14 protein-coding genes are annotated in these 14,521 nt (G+C 37.2%); 4 read left to right on the top strand and 10 right to left on the bottom strand.

What is annotated here, in order from left to right; genetic code table 11:
* Positions 1 to 3: 3 nt before the first annotated feature.
* A complete protein-coding gene (locus J0871_RS00905) occupies positions 4 to 501 on the bottom strand; it encodes a 2TM domain-containing protein (protein ID WP_208222802.1) in 498 nt (165 codons plus the stop codon).
* Positions 502 to 564: 63 nt separating this feature from the next.
* Here J0871_RS00905 and J0871_RS00900 point away from each other — a divergent pair, with 63 nt between their 5' ends.
* Positions 565 to 1,650 (top strand): aminotransferase class V-fold PLP-dependent enzyme, encoded by a 1,086-nt coding sequence (locus tag J0871_RS00900; RefSeq protein ID WP_208222801.1) that lies wholly within the window; start codon positions 565 to 567, stop codon positions 1,648 to 1,650.
* A gap of 5 nt (positions 1,651 to 1,655) precedes the next feature.
* Here the strand turns inward: J0871_RS00900 and egtD are convergent, their stop codons facing one another.
* The 9 genes from egtD to J0871_RS00855 all read right to left on the bottom strand — a co-directional run bounded on the left by egtD (position 1,656) and on the right by J0871_RS00855 (position 9,886).
* Positions 1,656 to 2,624, bottom strand: a complete 969-nt coding sequence (gene egtD, locus J0871_RS00895; RefSeq protein WP_208222800.1) for an L-histidine N(alpha)-methyltransferase — start codon at positions 2,622 to 2,624, stop codon at positions 1,656 to 1,658.
* Between the two features lie 13 nt (positions 2,625 to 2,637).
* Positions 2,638 to 3,801, bottom strand: a complete 1,164-nt coding sequence (gene egtB / locus J0871_RS00890) for an ergothioneine biosynthesis protein EgtB (protein ID WP_208222799.1) — start codon at positions 3,799 to 3,801, stop codon at positions 2,638 to 2,640.
* A gap of 102 nt (positions 3,802 to 3,903) precedes the next feature.
* Positions 3,904 to 4,314, bottom strand: coding sequence for an energy transducer TonB (locus J0871_RS00885; protein ID WP_243870361.1), 411 nt, complete (start codon positions 4,312 to 4,314; stop codon positions 3,904 to 3,906).
* Between the two features lie 33 nt (positions 4,315 to 4,347).
* On the bottom strand, positions 4,348 to 4,725 hold the full coding sequence (locus tag J0871_RS00880) for an energy transducer TonB (protein ID WP_208222798.1): 378 nt from the start codon (positions 4,723 to 4,725) through the stop codon (positions 4,348 to 4,350).
* A gap of 32 nt (positions 4,726 to 4,757) precedes the next feature.
* Complete coding sequence (locus tag J0871_RS00875; RefSeq protein ID WP_208222797.1) at positions 4,758 to 5,582, bottom strand: thymidylate synthase; 825 nt, start codon at positions 5,580 to 5,582, stop codon at positions 4,758 to 4,760.
* Between the two features lie 79 nt (positions 5,583 to 5,661).
* Positions 5,662 to 7,362, bottom strand: a complete 1,701-nt coding sequence (locus J0871_RS00870; protein WP_208222796.1) for a nucleoside transporter C-terminal domain-containing protein — start codon at positions 7,360 to 7,362, stop codon at positions 5,662 to 5,664.
* Positions 7,363 to 7,373: 11 nt separating this feature from the next.
* Positions 7,374 to 7,997, bottom strand: a complete 624-nt coding sequence (locus tag J0871_RS00865; protein ID WP_093302808.1) for a bifunctional nuclease family protein — start codon at positions 7,995 to 7,997, stop codon at positions 7,374 to 7,376.
* A gap of 83 nt (positions 7,998 to 8,080) precedes the next feature.
* Positions 8,081 to 9,043: an electron transfer flavoprotein subunit alpha/FixB family protein gene (locus J0871_RS00860; RefSeq protein WP_208222795.1), complete on the bottom strand. Its 963-nt coding sequence runs from the start codon at positions 9,041 to 9,043 to the stop codon at positions 8,081 to 8,083.
* Positions 9,044 to 9,139: 96 nt separating this feature from the next.
* Positions 9,140 to 9,886: an electron transfer flavoprotein subunit beta/FixA family protein gene (locus J0871_RS00855; RefSeq protein WP_208222794.1), complete on the bottom strand. Its 747-nt coding sequence runs from the start codon at positions 9,884 to 9,886 to the stop codon at positions 9,140 to 9,142.
* Between the two features lie 309 nt (positions 9,887 to 10,195).
* Here J0871_RS00855 and J0871_RS00850 point away from each other — a divergent pair, with 309 nt between their 5' ends.
* The 3 genes from J0871_RS00850 to J0871_RS00840 all read left to right on the top strand — a co-directional run bounded on the left by J0871_RS00850 (position 10,196) and on the right by J0871_RS00840 (position 14,426).
* The gene (locus J0871_RS00850; protein WP_208222793.1) at positions 10,196 to 11,176 is read left to right on the top strand and encodes a pyruvate dehydrogenase complex E1 component subunit beta; all 981 of its coding nucleotides are present in this window, start codon (positions 10,196 to 10,198) and stop codon (positions 11,174 to 11,176) included.
* Between the two features lie 170 nt (positions 11,177 to 11,346).
* Entirely contained in the window at positions 11,347 to 13,842 is a 2,496-nt protein-coding gene (locus J0871_RS00845) for a DUF5686 and carboxypeptidase-like regulatory domain-containing protein (protein WP_243870360.1), read from the top strand.
* Positions 13,843 to 13,907: 65 nt separating this feature from the next.
* Complete coding sequence (locus tag J0871_RS00840) at positions 13,908 to 14,426, top strand: inorganic diphosphatase (RefSeq protein ID WP_075327845.1); 519 nt, start codon at positions 13,908 to 13,910, stop codon at positions 14,424 to 14,426.
* Positions 14,427 to 14,521: the final 95 nt, after the last annotated feature.

The raw sequence follows: 14,521 nt of genomic DNA, 5'->3' as shown, positions 1-14,521 counted from the left end.
ATTTTAAGTATTGTATGGTTGATCTGGCTTTTCGGGATCGTTAGTCTTTGGTTTAAAACGCTCGTTTCCGCTTTTTAATTCCGGCGTATTTTCTGGTTTTTGGGTAGTTTCTTTTTGCGGCGGATTTGCAGGAAAATCTTTCTCAACCTGCGTTTGCATTTTGGCAATTTTTTCTTTCTGTTTCTGTACTAATTTCGCCATTTGCTTATCCTGCCATTCTTTGCCCAGGAATTTATTGGTGATAAACACATTAAAAACGTGCGCTAATAAGATAAATGCCCAAAGTAAAATGGCCCAAACAAACCAATTATAGCCAAGCGGCATAAAATTCTCCTTGTAGCCAATCCCAACATTTAAAACGATGAGAAAAACGGCGCCGATGAGAAATATAATAAAATGTTGAAACAACCTCTTTTTTTGTAACGTACGTTTGCGGGCGTACTCATAGAGTTCACGCTGTTCTGCATCGAGTTTGGAAGTGTTTTTCTTTTTAGAAAACATAATTAGAAGTACTTTAGTGTCTATTCCAAATTTACAGTTTTTGTTAACAATTAGCAGCGGATTATGGAGATTTTAAGAAAAGGCTTTCCAGTTTTAGAACAGTACACCTATTTAAATACCGCGGCTTCTGGGTTATTGCCGGAGGCAGTTTGGGAATTCAGGCAAAATCACGATTTAGATTTTCTTCTTGGAGCAAGCGTTTTTAAAGAGAAGCAAGACGGGATTTTAAGCAAAACCCGGGAGCTTGTTGGCGAAACTTTTGGTTGCCCGCCTGCTCAGGTAGCGTTAGTGCCCAATTTCTCTTACGGATTTAATACTTTAATGGAAGGGCTTGAAAAACCTCAAAAAGCATTACTGCTAAAAAATGATTATCCTTCACTGAACTGGGCGGTAGAGTCCAGGAATTTTGAAATTTCTTATGCTGAAATTAATGAAAATTTAGAGAAGAATATCACTGAAGCTTTTAAAAACCAACAACCAGATTTTTTTGCCTTCAGTATTGTGCAATACATCAACGGAATTAAAATAAACCTGGAATTTCTTCAAAACCTAAAAAAGGAATATCCTGAAACATTATTTATAGCCGATGGAACCCAGTTTTGCGGCACTGAAGCTTATAATTTTAATGAGAGTGCTATTGATATTCTAATTTGCAGCACCTATAAATGGCTAAACGCCGGGTATGGAAATGCATTTATGCTCTTTAAAAAAGAAGTGGAAGGAAAGATTGCTCCAAAGGCTTTAGGTTTTGGTTCTTTACAGGGAAAATATAAAGCTCACGAGGGAAATTTTATAGGAAAGTTTGAGCCCGGCCACCAGGATACGCTGAATTATGGAAGTTTGGCCGAAGCTTTAAAACTGATTAAAAAGATAGGAATAGCTGAAATTTCATCGAGAATTAAGGCTTTAAGTAGCAAAGCTAAATCTGAATTTACCAAAATGAATCTCCTGGAAGAAAGCGTGGTAAATCGCGCTGAACATTCATCTATCTTTAATATAAAAGGCAACAATAAATTGTTTGAATACCTAAGAAGCAAACAAATTATTGTCTCACAACGCGGAGAAGGAATACGCGTGAGTTTTCATTATTTTAATACTGAAAAAGAGCTGAATGTGCTTTTAAAGGAATTGAGGAATTTTGGGATCTGAAATTTTCATACTTTTTTCCTGAAAATATAATTTTTATAATATTTATTACTATCCTCAAAACTGGTTTGAATTTCTAATCCGGCTTCTTTGGCTAACCATTCTACCACTGCATCATCATATTTTTGAGAGATTTCGGTATGAATACTTTCCCAGGCATCAAAACTCACTTCTAAATCCATTTTATTGATAGCCACTTTTTGATTTTCCTTACTTACAAGAAAGCTCTTTGCAGTTCCGCTTTCGGGATCGTAGGTTTCCCAGTGAATAAAATTATCGGGATTAAAATTTGCATCTAATTCTTTATTGATTCGGCTCAATAAATTTTTATTAAAAGCTTCCGTAATACCGGCTGCGTCGTTATAAGCATCTAAAATCTTCTGAGGATTTTTTTTCTGATCAAAGCCCATAAAAAGCATATCTTCTGATGACATTGCTTCCTGAATATTCCGAAGAAATTCAATGGCGTTTTCGTGTAAAAGATTTCCAATATTAGAGCCTAAAACTAAAATTACCTTCCTGCGGCTACTATAATCGGCCAGGTTTTCCAGGGTTTTAAAATAGGTGCCCTGTTGGATTTTAACATTCACTTCGGGGATTTCGTTTTTTAAAGAATTTTCCAATTCTTCCAAAACACTCTGACTAATATCTATAGGTAAATAATTAAAATCGTATTCCTTTTCTACCAGTTCTTTCAATAAAACTTTGGTTTTCTTCCCGTCTCCGGCGCCGAGTTCGATAAGGTCAAATCCGCCTTTTTTATTGATGATTTCAGCAATAGCCGATTTATGTTTTTCCAGAATATTTAACTCGCAATTGGTGAGATAATATTCTGGCATCGCCATTATTTGCTGAAAAAGTTTATCTCCTTTTTCATCATAAATATATTTTGAAAGTAAATATTTCGGAAAGCTGGTTAAGCCTTTATACACGTCTTCTTCAAAAGCCGACTGAAATGTGGTTGGTGTGGTTTTCATTTAAATTTGTTGGTTATTTAGCCAATCTTAAGCCGGTGAATTGCCAGCGTAAATGTGGATGAAAAAAATTGCGATAAGTAGGGCGGGAATGATTTGGTGATGTGGCAACTGAGGAACCGCGAAGCACTTTTTGACTTACCATGAATTTACCATTGTATTCGCCAAGTGCACCTTCGGGTTTAGTGTAATTAGGGTAGGGGGAATAGGCGCTTTCTGTCCATTCCCAGCGGGCGCCCCAGTTAAAATATTGCTGTGCGGTTTCCCATTCAAATTCGGTGGATAATCTTAAGTTTTTCCATTGGGCAAATGCAAAAGCTTCAAAATAGGAAATATGACTTAATGGGGCTTCAGGCACTAGTTTTGTAAGTCCGTTTAATGTATATTGATGCCACTCTCCATCTATTTTATGCCAGTAAAAAGGCGCTTCAATATTGTTATTGTTTACCCAATCCCAACCTTCGGCGTGCCAAAGCAAAACATCTTTATAAGCTCCGGCTTCTATAAATTCTATAAACTCGGCATTGGTAACCAGTTTGTTTGAAATTTGGTAATCGTTTAAGTAAACCTTGTGAACCCCTTGTTCATTGTCGTAGCAGAAATCATCGGTTTTATGGCCAACTTCGTAAACGCCTTCAGAAATAGAGATCCATTCCTGTTTAAAATCCTGGATAGGATTCTCTTTAAATTGATCGTTATATTCAGGAAATAAAGGATTATTTCCAAGAATATATTTAATATCGGTTAATAAAAGTTCCTGGTGTTGTTTCTCGTGGTGGCAACCAATTTCTACTACCCCGCAAAGTTCTTCTGAAATTTTCTCTTCTTTTAGAAATTTCTGCATTGCCTTTGATACATAGTTTCGGTACTCATAAACCCAGGCAACGGTGGGACGCGATAAATTTCCCCGATTGGTGCGAATTACCTTATCGCCAACACTTTCGTAATAACTATTAAAAACGTAAGCTGAATTCTTATCAAAAAGTTTATAATTCTTAGCATTGGGTTTTAAAACAAATTCTTCAAAAAACCAGGTGGTATGGCCAAGGTGCCATTTTGGAGGAGAAACATCTTCTATGGATTGTACCACATAATCTTCGGTTTCCAGAAAGGAACAAATCAATTCAGAATGTGCCCTGGTTTTCTTAAAAAAATCGAGTAATTGTTCTTGTGACTGCATAAAAAAGAGTGGTACTTTTTTGGGTACCACTCAAATTTACAATTTTTTCTTGCGGTCTGAAACCAACGCTAGTTAAGGCCAAGTTAAAGTATAACTTGCTTGCTAAAGATTTAATGGAAGGGTGTAACTTATTTTTGTAGGTTTTCCGCCACGGGTTCCCGGTTTCATTTCGGGAATCTTTTTCAGCATATTTTCTACAGCTGCGATTACCGGTTTTTGATCACCTTTTACCGAATTTACCACCGTTTTCCCTTCTTCGTCTACGTGCATTTTTACTACAACCTTTCCTCTTATAAATTCCCCTTTATCATTTCTTGGGTATTTATAATTGTTTTTAACGTGTTCCATTAATTTTTGGTTGAAACAGTTTTTTAGGTCTTCACTACTTTCACACCCAGGCCATACCGGTGCTTTTTCTCGTACGGTAACCGTATTTCCTTCTACATTTATATCGTCTTGAGCAAATGCAAAACTGCCGGTTAAAAGAAAGAAGCAAAACATTAATTTTTTCATAGCTTGGGGGATGTGGGTTTCCTTACTGGTTCTCTAGAAATTAAAAGGCACGGTAAAATTACGGTCGTCTGGTTCGCCTTCTAAAGTTCCAGGTTCCATATCAGGAATTTTCTCTATCATTTTCTTAGCGGCAGCGTTTACTTTAGGTTCAGGACCGTCAACCGAATTTACTACTGCTTTTCCTTCTTCTGTAATTGTAAAAGAGATTTTTACTTTGCCGCGAATATAATCACCGTCTTCGGTTTGCGGGTATTCGTAATTTTCTCTTACGTGTTGTGAGAGTTGTTGATTAAAACAGGCTTTTACGTCTTCGGCATCTTCACAACCCGGCCAAACCGGCGAAGTTTGTTGTGCATGGGCACTGGTTAAGCCTCCAATTACAAAACATGCGATAAGCATTAACTTTTTCATAAACTTTAAAATTTTAATTAAATTATTTTGGGTTACACCGCCACCTTTGCTTTAATGCCGGGATGCGGATTATAATCTTCTAATTTAAAATCTTTATAGTCGAAATCAAAAATATTTTTTATTTCAGGATTTATTTTCATTATTGGTAAGGCTCTTGGCTCCCTGGAAAGCTGCAATTTTACCTGATTCATATGGTTGCTGTAAATATGAACATCACCAAAGGTGTGAATAAAATCTCCTGCTTCGTAACCGCAAACCTGCGCCATCATCATTGTTAAAAGCGCGTAGGAAGCTATATTGAAAGGTACCCCAAGGAAAACATCGGCGCTTCTTTGATAAAGCTGAAGGGATAGTTTTCCATCGGCCACGTAGAACTGAAAGAAAGCGTGGCAGGGCGGAAGGGCAGCTTTACCGTTCGCTACATTTTCTGAAAAAGATTTAGAAGAATCTGGTAAAACAGAAGGGTTCCAGGCAGAAATCAACATTCTCCTGCTATTGGGATTCTTTTTCAGGGTTTCAATAATTTCTTTAATCTGGTCTATTTCTTCGCCATTCCAGTTACGCCATTGCTTACCGTAAACAGGGCCCAGATCACCATTTTCATCGGCCCATTCATTCCAAATTCTTACCCCGTTTTCCTGCAAATATTCAACGTTGGTATCACCTTTTAAAAACCACAGTAATTCATAAATAATAGATTTAAGATGTAGTTTTTTGGTGGTAACCATTGGGAAACCTTCACTAAGGTCAAACCGTAACTGATGCCCAAAAATACTCCTTGTGCCCGTGCCGGTTCTATCGCCTTTATCGGTTCCGTTATCTAAAATATGTTGTAAAAGCTCGTGATATTGTTTCATAAGTTTAGGGTGCAGAAGATTAGTTTTGCAAAAATAGCAAAAGCTTCTTAAATAAAATTCTGAAAGGTATTTTTATAAATTATCCAATGATCATTCCGGCGATTGTTGCCGAAAGTAGCGATGCAATAGTTCCGCCAATTAAAGCTTTCATCCCAAATTCAGATAAAGTTTTTCTTTGCCCCGGTGCTAGCGAGCCAATTCCTCCAATTTGGATTCCTATTGATGCAAAGTTTGCAAATCCGCATAGCATATATGTCGCCATAATTACCGATTTTTCGTAGGTAAGGCTAAGCGCGTTTGCGGTATTTTTAAGATCGGCCAGCTGAACGTAGCCCACAAATTCACTTGCGGCCAGTTTAATTCCCAGCAATTGCCCCATAAGCATCATATCTTCTTTTGCAACGCCAATAAGCCACATTAAAGGAGCGAAAATGGTTCCTAAAATAGCTTCCAGGGAAAATCCTGAATAAGGGGTGTTTTCAGCTAAAAATGCATTTATACCCGTCCAGGAACCTGTCCAGTTCAATATATAATTAATCATCGCGATAAATGCAATAAATACTAAAAGCATTGCTGCTACATTGGCGGCAAGTTTTAAACCTTCTGTAGTTCCATTGGCAATGGCATCAAGAATATTGGAGCCGATTTTATCTGAAGAAACATCAACGTTAGTATTAATTTTATTCTGCTGTGGATATAATATTTTGGAAACTACAATCGCTCCCGGCGCCGCCATTACCGATGCTGCCAATAAGTGTTTTGCAAATTGAAGTCTAAGTTCGGGATCGTCACCACCTAAAAAACCAATATACGCGGCGAGTACACCACCGGCCACCGTTGCCATACCACCAATCATTACCAGTAAAATTTCAGAACGGTTCATTCGTTCCAGGTAAGCTTTAATCATGAGGGGTGCTTCGGTTTGTCCCAGGAAGATATTACCAGCTACACTTAAACTTTCGGCTCCCGAAATTCCTAATAACCGGGTAAGAATCATCGCCATTCCCTTTACTACAATTTGGATAACGCCCAGGTAAAATAGCACCGAGGTTAATGCTGAAAAGAAAATAATGGTGGGTAAAACCTGGAAAAGGAAAATAAAGCCGAAACTATCGACATCCATCATTCCCCCCAGGAGGAATTCACTTCCTGCGGCGGTAAAATCAAGGATTAGCACGAAGATATTTCCTACGAATTCAAATATATTCTGGATAAAAGTAATTTTTAGAACTCCAATTGCTAATAATAATTGGGCTCCAAGACCAATACCAATTGTTTTCCAGTTTATGGCTTTACGATTATTACTGAATAAGAAAGCGATAATAAGCAAGGTGAGCATTCCTAAAGCTCCACGGGCAATACTGCTAACTGAAAGTCCCGCACTGGGAATCATTTCTTTTACCATTGGTGCCGGGATTACCTCTTTTGGATCATTAAATGAGGTATCCTTAAAATGAAATTCTCTATTGGCGTGGTTAATTGCCAGGCTAGAATCTGTAAGCGTAGAAACGCGGTAATTTACAATACTATCCTTAGGGGTGTTGTAAAATAATACGAGCAGTTTATTTTGAAAAATATAATTTCCCCTGGCAAGCGTATCATCGGTTTTAATGAAGCTAAATATTCCCTCGTCTAAGTTTAAGGTGTTGCCATTAATAAAGTTTTCCTGTGAAGCTTCCTGCTGGTTTTGGTCTAAAGTCCAGGTTTTTGAAATGTCTTGAGAAAAAGTGCTGGTCACACTAAATAGAACTAAAATCAGGCAAAACCAGGTTTTATTCATAAAGTCGGGCATTATTTGCGTTTGGAGATTTCGTCCCGTATACGTGCCGCTTTTTCGTAATCTTCATTATTTACGGCCTGGGAGAGCAAAGTTTTTAGTTCGTCTAAAGATAATTTTTTGTAATTGGTATCGTCAGATTTTATATCAATATCATCTGGAAGTAATTCTTCAGAAATTATTTCCTCTTCCTGCTTTTCTGCGGCTTCCTGTTCTGCTTCATCTCCTTTTAGGAAAATTCCAGCTTTATCAAGAATATTTTTATAAGTAAAAATAGGAGCATCAAACCTTAGCGCTAGAGCAATAGCATCGCTGGTACGCGCATCTATAATTTCTTCAATCTTATCGCGTTCGCAAATAAGGCTGGAGTAAAAAACTCCATCTACCAGTTTATGAATAATTACCTGTTTAACGGTGATCTCAAACCTGTCGGCAAAATTTTTAAAAAGGTCGTGGGTTAACGGGCGTGGAGGTTTAATTTCTTTTTCCAGGGCAATCGCAATAGATTGCGCTTCAAAAGCTCCAATAACTATGGGAAGTTTACGTTCTCCCTCTACCTCGCTTAAGATTAAAGCGTAAGCTCCGTTCTGGGTTTGACTATAAGAAATTCCTTTAATATTAAGGCGCACTAAACTCATATATCATCAATTAAAAAGGGCTGTCTAAAGCAGGACTTTCACCGTATTTAGACAGCCCTTTTAAGGGGTGCAAGTTATAAAAATTATGCGTTTTTCGCTTTAAATTCCTTTAGTTTTTCGTTTAGCTTAGGTACGATCTCAAAAGCATCACCAACAACACCGTAATCTGCGGCCTTAAAGAAAGGTGCTTCAGGATCATTGTTAATCACTACTTTAGTCTTGGCAGCGTTAATTCCGGCTAAATGCTGAATAGCGCCAGAAATTCCCACAGCAATATAAAGGTTAGAAGCTACAGGTTTTCCTGTTTGCCCAACGTGTTCGCTATGTGGTCTCCAGCCCATATCACTTACGGGTTTAGAACAAGCAGTAGCTGCACCAAGTATATCGGCCATTTCTTCAATCATTCCCCAGTTTTCCGGACCTTTAAGTCCGCGGCCACCAGAAACTACGATCTCAGCATCGGCGATTGTTACCTTGTCTTTTGCTTTATCTACCGATTCTACATTTACAGTAAAATCACCTTCTTTTAATTCTGGTGAAAAATCTTCAACAGTAGCATCTCCTGCATTTTCTTTTAAGCCGAAAGCATTTTGAGATAATCCCACGATCTTAACATCTGTAGTGATTTTGGTAAAGTTGAAAGCTTTATTGGTAAAAGCGCTTCTTTTTACTGTAAAAGGATCTGTGCTTTCTGGTACTGCCATTACGTTAGAGGCATAACCGGCATTTAAGTGTACCGCTAAAAGTGGAGCCACATATTTGCTGTTCGCACTTTGGCTTACTACAACTATTTTACTTCCTTCTTTTTTTGCAGCCTGTTTCAAGGCATCGGCATAAGCTTCAGCGTTGAATTTGCTTAATTTATCATTTTGGATGTTCAGCACTTTGCTAACACCATATTGGCCAAGTTCAGAAGCATCGGTTGCATTGAAGCTTACCGCTACTACATCATCGCCACCGGCTACTTCTTTTGCGTAAGAAGCAACTTCAAAAGCAGCTTTTTTAAACTTGCCATCTTCGGTTTCTGTATATACTAAAACTGACATATTATTTATTTTTTTGTCATTTCCGCGCATGCGGAAATCTATTTTATACTCCTTTCCACATTTATTTTAATAAAAGCGGAAATTTTATTTTCTAATTTATATCGCTTTGGCTTCGTTATGAAGTAAATCTATCAATTCATCAAGATTTTCAGGATCTACCAGTTTTACATCTCCTTTTGGAGCTGGTTTTTCAAACTTCACAGCTTCGGTATGAGTAGTTGCCTCATCGGGTTCTACAACATTAAGCGGCTTTTTACGGGCTTGCATAATTCCACGCATATTTGGAATCTTAAGATCGCTCTCTTCAACCAAACCTTTTTGTCCTCCAATAACTAATGGAAGGGAAGCGGTTAAGGTTTCTTTACCACCATCTATTTCTCTAATTGCTGTAGCTTTATCACCTTCAACCTCTAAACTAATACAGGTATTAATGAAGTTAGCGTCAAGAATTGCGGCAAGCATTCCCGGTACCATTCCACCATTATAGTCAATAGATTCGCGGCCAGCAATTATAAGGTCGTAACCACCTTCTTTAGCAACTTTTGCCAATTGTTTTGCTACCTGGAAACCATCGGTTGCAGGAGTATTTACTCTTATAGCATTATCGGCTCCAATAGCCAGGGCTTTTCTTAAAGTTGGTTCAGTTTCAGCGCCACCTACATTTACTACATCTACACTTGCGCCTTGTTTTTCTTTAAACCACATGGCACGGGTAAGTCCAAATTCATCATTTGGGTTAATTACAAAATTCACTCCGTTGGTATCGAATTTCGAATCGCCGTCGGTAAAATTGATTTTTGAGGTAGTATCAGGAACATGACTAATACATACTAATATTTTCATTATAGCGAGTTTTTTAAATTTATAACGATTTCGTTTACGAAGTTACATAATTTAATTCAGAAAATGCTATGCACGCATAATAAAATTCAGGAATTTTAATTCTTGAAATTTTATTGAATTCTTAAATAAACAGCAAATAATATAATTTAACAGCATAAAATAATAGTAAAATTCCTTATTTATTAATTGAAAGGCGTGTATTTTTAATTGATATAGCCTGCTTGCAAATTTTTGTGGATTATTAGTGGTGAAAACTTTATTGAATTACTATTTTTGTTCTTTCAAGATATATAAATAGTATAGCATATAATGAAGACAATTCAATTTAGGGAAGCCGTTCAGCAAGCGATGAGCGAAGAGATGCGAAAAGACGAGTCTATTTATTTAATGGGCGAGGAAGTAGCAGAATATAATGGTGCTTACAAAGCCTCTAAAGGTATGTTGGACGAGTTTGGCCCTGAGCGCGTAATAGATACCCCAATTGCTGAACTTGGATTTTCGGGAATTGGAGTAGGTTCAGCAATGAATGGTAACAGGCCAATCATTGAATTTATGACCTTTAACTTCTCTTTAGTTGGAATTGACCAGATAATAAACAATGCGGCCAAAATGCGGCAAATGAGTGGTGGGCAGTTTAATATTCCCATCGTTTTTAGAGGGCCAACCGCTTCTGCAGGTCAATTAGGTGCAACGCACTCGCAGGCTTTTGAAAGCTGGTTTGCTAACTGCCCGGGTTTAAAAGTTATTGTTCCTTCAAACCCTTACGATGCTAAAGGTTTGCTTAAAGCTGCAATTAGAGATGACGATCCTGTGATCTTTATGGAAAGCGAGCAAATGTATGGTGATAAAGGAGAAGTTCCTGAAGATGAGTATGTAATTGAAATTGGTAAAGCCGATATTAAAAGAGAAGGTAGCGATGTAACAATTGTTTCTTTCGGAAAAATTATAAAAGAAGCTTACAAAGCAGCTGATAAATTAGCGGAAGACGATATCTCTTGTGAGATCATAGATCTTAGAACAATTCGTCCAATGGATCACGAGACCATTTTAGAGTCGGTTAAGAAAACCAATCGTTTGGTGATTTTAGAAGAAGCCTGGCCTTTTGGAAATATTGCTACTGAAATTACTTACCAGGTGCAATCCAAGGCTTTTGATTATTTAGATGCGCCAATTGTAAAAATAAACACTGCCGATACTCCGGCACCTTATTCTCCTGTATTGCTTAAAGAATGGTTGCCAAACAGCGACGATGTAATTAAAGCAGTGAAACAGGTTATGTATATTGACTAAACCAGCATGATGCTGGACGCAAAAATTAGTAATAAACAGTCAGCTAATTATAAGTCTGTGAGTAATTCCATTATTGGAACAAACTTACAAATAGATAGAAAATCCTTATAAATTTGAAACTTCATCGGATGCTGATTCGATGAAGTTTTTTTTTGCCCTGAAGAATGAAGATGACGAAAGCAAATTTTCTTTCCCTATTCTTATTAATGTGCTGTACCATGCTTATGGCACAAACCAAAGTTGGCGGTGTGGTTAAAGACCAAAACGGCGAAGCACTTCCATTTGTAAATGTGATCTTTAATAATTCTTCGGAAGGAACCACTTCTAGTGAAAACGGGAAGTTCTATTTGCAAAGTGAAAATAACCATACCGAACTCAAAATTTCTTTTATCGGTTATAAAACTGAAATAATCCCGCTTCAGCACAAAACCAATCTATCTCTTGAAATTGAATTACATGAAGAGGCTTCCAGTCTTGGTGAAGTAAAAATAGTTAGGGGAAAAACTTCAAAAAAGAATAATCCCGCTATAGATATTCTAAAGAAGATCTGGGAAAATAAACGCGATAATGGGGTTTCTGCTTTTAAACAATATGAGTATAAAAAATACGAAAAGCTGGAATTCGATTTAGATGGGATTGATAGCTCTGTAGTGAAAAACCCGGTTTTTAATGGTATGGAATTCATTTTTGACTATTCTGATACCAATAGAATTTCGGGGAAAACCATTCTTCCTGTTTTTATTAATGAATCGGTTTCCAAGGTTTATGGCGATAATATTGAAAATGAAAAACGCGAAGATCTTTTAGGAAATAAGAATTCCGGATTTGAGCAAAATCAAAACCTAATTGCTGCGGTAAAAGATGTGTATGATGAATATAATGTCTACAACAATTATATCAAGGTTTTTGATAAGAGTTTTGTAAGTCCGCTTTCCACAACCGGTATCAACAACTATAATTATGTATTGAACGATAGTACTTATATAGAAGATAAATGGTGTTACAATATTATTTATTATCCACGGCGCGAGAGCGAGCTTACTTTTAAAGGAGATTTTTGGGTAAACGATACTACCTGGGCGGTAAAGAAAATTAATCTTGAAGCTTCGCGTGATGCCAATATAAACTGGGTAAAAGAACTGTATATAGAACAGGAATTTGAAGTGCTAAACGATTCTGTTTTTCTGATTTCTAAAGATTATTTCCAGGCTAATTTCTCATTAACAAAAAAAGAAAGTTCAAAAGGAGTTTACGCAAAACGTACCCGGGTTTTTGGGGAATATCAATTCAACATAAAGAAAGCAGAAGATTTTTACGATAAGCGAGCTTATAAATTCAACGCAGAGGTCTATAAACGGGATCAGGAATTTTGGAAAGAAAACCGTCTGGAAGAGCTAAATAAGGAAGAGGAAGATATTTATGTGATGCTGGATAGCTTAACCAATGTTCCCGCCTTTAATAGAATTTACGATATCGCCACCATCGCAGAATCTGGTTATGTAGAATTTAACGGCTGGGATTTTGGTCCTGTTTATTCTTTGTTCGATTATAATCAGGTAGAAGGCTTTAGAACCCGGGTGGGTGGTAGAACTTATTTTGGACAGCACGATCCCTGGCGAATTGAAGGTTATTTAGCCTATGGTTTTAAAGATGATAAATTTAAATATGGAATTTCCGGAAAATGGCTTTTAGATTCAAAGTCATGCCTAATTATATCTGGCGGAAAAAGACGCGATATAGAACAACTGGGCGCAAGCTTAACCAATAATACAACAGATGTTTTGGGTCGCAGTTTGGCATCATCTGGTTTGGTAAGCGTGGGCGATAACGATAAATTGAGTAATATAGATTTAAGTACCGTAAATCTTGAAATTGAGCCCTGGTATAATTTTAATGTTCGGTTTGGTGCTTCTTACCGCGAGTTAAGTTCGGCCTCGCCGGCGTTTAGTTTAGATTATTATACTAATGAAGCTCGAACCGAAACTGCTTCAATCATAAAACAAACCGAAATTTCTTCCACGTTCACGTATACTCCCGGCAGGCAAACTTCAGGATTTGGGGTTGAACGAAATGTAGTGAACGAAGAGGAATTCCCTACCTTTTTCCTTAATTACACATTGGGTTTAAAAAACGTATTAAATAGCGATTTCAATTACAAGAAAGTACAGTTTTTTTACGATCAGCCACTTAAGATTGGAGGGTTTGGGAGGGCAAATGCCAGTTTGGAAGCCGGAAAAACCTTTGGGAAAGTTCCGTTGGGACTTTTAAACGTGGTGCCGGGAAACCAAACTTATTTCGCTATGTATAATTCGTTTCCCGTGCTTAATTTCTATGAATTTGTAACCGATACTTATGTCTCCGCGCATTTTGATCATAATTTCAATGGACGGTTATTTGCCCGAATTCCGGTTTTACGAGAATTAAATTTACGGGAATTGATAGGCGCCAGAGCGGTTTGGGGAGAAATTTCAGAAGAAAATAAAGCTTTAAATGCGTCCGGAATTCCGCTGCGAGCACCAAATAAAGCACCTTATTATGAATATAGCGTTGGAGTAGGAAATATTCTTAAATTTCTAAGTATTGAAGCTCATTTTAGAGGAAATTATTTTGATGTTCCAGAGTCGCGGTCTTTTGCGGTAACAGCTTCCTTTGGTTTTCACTTCTAAATACGCCGAATTAATATTGATTTTCACTATATTTGCCGCCCTTAAATGAGAAAAAAGAAAGAAAAATGTCAGAAAGTTTTGATGTATTAATAGAGATCCCAAAGGGGAGTAGAAACAAATATGAGTACGATTTTGAGCTAAAGAAAGTCCGTTACGACAGGATGATCTTTTCTTCTATGATGTACCCGGCCGATTACGGTTTTATACCAAATACCCTTGCGCAGGATAGTGATCCATTAGACGTCCTGGTGTTGGTAAGTGAACCAACTTTCCCTGGAGTAGTAATGGAAGTTAAGCCAATTGGCGTTTTCCACATGGCCGATGAAAAAGGACCCGATGAGAAAATTATTTGTGTGCCGGTTTCAGATCCTATTTGGAATAGATTGAATGATCTAAATGAATTGAACGGTCACATGGTTAAAGAAATTGAACATTTCTTTAAAGTTTATAAGGATCTTGAGAAGAAAAAAGTAGATGTTGGTGGTTGGGGCGATGCAAAAGAAGCTCGAGAAATTATAAAACAATGTGTAGAGCGTTTTGAGAATTTTGATGGTGATAAAGGCCAGTTTGGAATACAACCTTAATTTCAATCATATAATTTTGATAATTTAAAAGCAATAACCTTAAAAAGTTATTGCTTTTTTAATTATCATTGATTTACTACATTAGCCATATTAAC

This window comes from Salegentibacter sp. BDJ18 (assembly GCF_017579965.1).
Taxonomy (GTDB): domain Bacteria; phylum Bacteroidota; class Bacteroidia; order Flavobacteriales; family Flavobacteriaceae; genus Salegentibacter.
The sequence above is the reverse complement of the archived record's forward strand: the minus strand, read 5'-3'. Positions and strand labels throughout refer to the sequence as shown.

What these genes read in the sequence shown, in the direction of transcription:
- J0871_RS00850 (WP_208222793.1), top strand. Translation starts at nt 10,196, where the DNA reads ATGAAGACAATTCAATTTAGGGAAGCCGTTCAGCAAGCGATGAGCGAA.
- J0871_RS00905 (WP_208222802.1), bottom strand. Translation starts at nt 501, where the DNA reads ATGTTTTCTAAAAAGAAAAACACTTCCAAACTCGATGCAGAACAGCGT.
- J0871_RS00870 (WP_208222796.1), bottom strand. Translation starts at nt 7,362, where the DNA reads ATGAATAAAACCTGGTTTTGCCTGATTTTAGTTCTATTTAGTGTGACC.
- J0871_RS00880 (WP_208222798.1), bottom strand. Translation starts at nt 4,725, where the DNA reads ATGAAAAAGTTAATGCTTATCGCATGTTTTGTAATTGGAGGCTTAACC.
- J0871_RS00865 (WP_093302808.1), bottom strand. Translation starts at nt 7,997, where the DNA reads ATGAGTTTAGTGCGCCTTAATATTAAAGGAATTTCTTATAGTCAAACC.
- J0871_RS00860 (WP_208222795.1), bottom strand. Translation starts at nt 9,043, where the DNA reads ATGTCAGTTTTAGTATATACAGAAACCGAAGATGGCAAGTTTAAAAAA.
- J0871_RS00855 (WP_208222794.1), bottom strand. Translation starts at nt 9,886, where the DNA reads ATGAAAATATTAGTATGTATTAGTCATGTTCCTGATACTACCTCAAAA.
- J0871_RS00900 (WP_208222801.1), top strand. Translation starts at nt 565, where the DNA reads ATGGAGATTTTAAGAAAAGGCTTTCCAGTTTTAGAACAGTACACCTAT.
- J0871_RS00885 (WP_243870361.1), bottom strand. Translation starts at nt 4,314, where the DNA reads ATGAAAAAATTAATGTTTTGCTTCTTTCTTTTAACCGGCAGTTTTGCA.
- J0871_RS00840 (WP_075327845.1), top strand. Translation starts at nt 13,908, where the DNA reads ATGTCAGAAAGTTTTGATGTATTAATAGAGATCCCAAAGGGGAGTAGA.
- J0871_RS00875 (WP_208222797.1), bottom strand. Translation starts at nt 5,582, where the DNA reads ATGAAACAATATCACGAGCTTTTACAACATATTTTAGATAACGGAACC.
- egtD (WP_208222800.1), bottom strand. Translation starts at nt 2,624, where the DNA reads ATGAAAACCACACCAACCACATTTCAGTCGGCTTTTGAAGAAGACGTG.
- J0871_RS00845 (WP_243870360.1), top strand. Translation starts at nt 11,347, where the DNA reads ATGACGAAAGCAAATTTTCTTTCCCTATTCTTATTAATGTGCTGTACC.
- egtB (WP_208222799.1), bottom strand. Translation starts at nt 3,801, where the DNA reads ATGCAGTCACAAGAACAATTACTCGATTTTTTTAAGAAAACCAGGGCA.